A 924-nucleotide genomic window follows, 5' to 3' on the forward strand; every position below is an offset into this window, starting at 1 on the left:
CCAAGAAATAGTAATTAGGTATCGGATCCGCAGGATGTTCTGTGTAAACCGTCATCACAGCACCCTTTTTGTGTCCCTTCAAAACAGGGACAATGTGACCTGTTGTCTTGTCGTATACCATGTCCGTACGTTCTTTGGTTAGTTCAGGAAAGTGCTCGCTCTCCAACCAAGCACGAACCTCTTCCAGTTTCATCGTTCGACTTGGAACCACTTTACGATGACCGGCGTAATAAACCACACGGTCAATCTCGTATTCATCTGGTTCAGGCTCTTCAGCAGACTTCACCGATGCGCCAGATTTTGCTTTCTGGGCGGGCTTTATCGATGTCCCCGTTTTTGTCATATCCACCGGAATCAATTGATTACGCTCTTCTTCCGGCAAAGCGTCAAAAATTGTGGTTTGTGCGTTCATGGTCATGACAAACATGTCCCCTTTTTCGTTGATATGTTTTAGGCAGTCATTCCGACTAAGCCTGATGGAACTCACTCACGGTTTTTCCTGCGGGAATCAACCAGTCGGCATTCACACCCTGATTTGCTTGCACTGCACCAAGAAACTCGTCGTAGTCTCGATAGGGTGCGTTGTGCGAAACACCTAAGCCGTACAGATGCGTGTTGTTGGGCGTTTGTAAAAAGCCAAACACTCCTCGCTCAACGACCTCTCTTAACTCACAAGAGACTTCGGCTGTCCAGCATACCCGCTGATCGCGATACACATTTGAAAACGGCCACCGAAACAGTGTCGATGTCGCGGTTACATTTGTATCAGTCGATACCGCTAAAGACAGTTCTGTGACCGCCTTTTTGCTGTTGCTCCAACGCACTCGATAAACGATAACAGGCGTCTGTATGAGATACGTCCGCTCACGAAAGACAAATGGATATTCAACTCCGGGTGTCCATCCAGTCATTACAACCGTTAGA

The 924-nt window shown here is 47.6% G+C and carries 2 protein-coding genes; both read right to left on the reverse strand.

Going from position 1 to position 924, the window contains the following annotated elements:
• Positions 1–418: hypothetical protein (locus AN477_RS20135; protein WP_157062089.1), on the reverse strand; the 418-nt coding region annotated here is incomplete at its 3' end.
• 49 nt (positions 419–467) lie between these two features.
• Positions 468–924 (reverse strand): hypothetical protein (locus AN477_RS25135; RefSeq protein ID WP_169787931.1); only part of this gene is annotated, 457 nt, incomplete at its 5' end.

The organism is Paenalicyclobacillus ferrooxydans, from assembly GCF_001399675.1.
In the GTDB taxonomy this organism is placed as follows: domain Bacteria; phylum Bacillota; class Bacilli; order Alicyclobacillales; family Alicyclobacillaceae; genus Alicyclobacillus_B; species Alicyclobacillus_B ferrooxydans.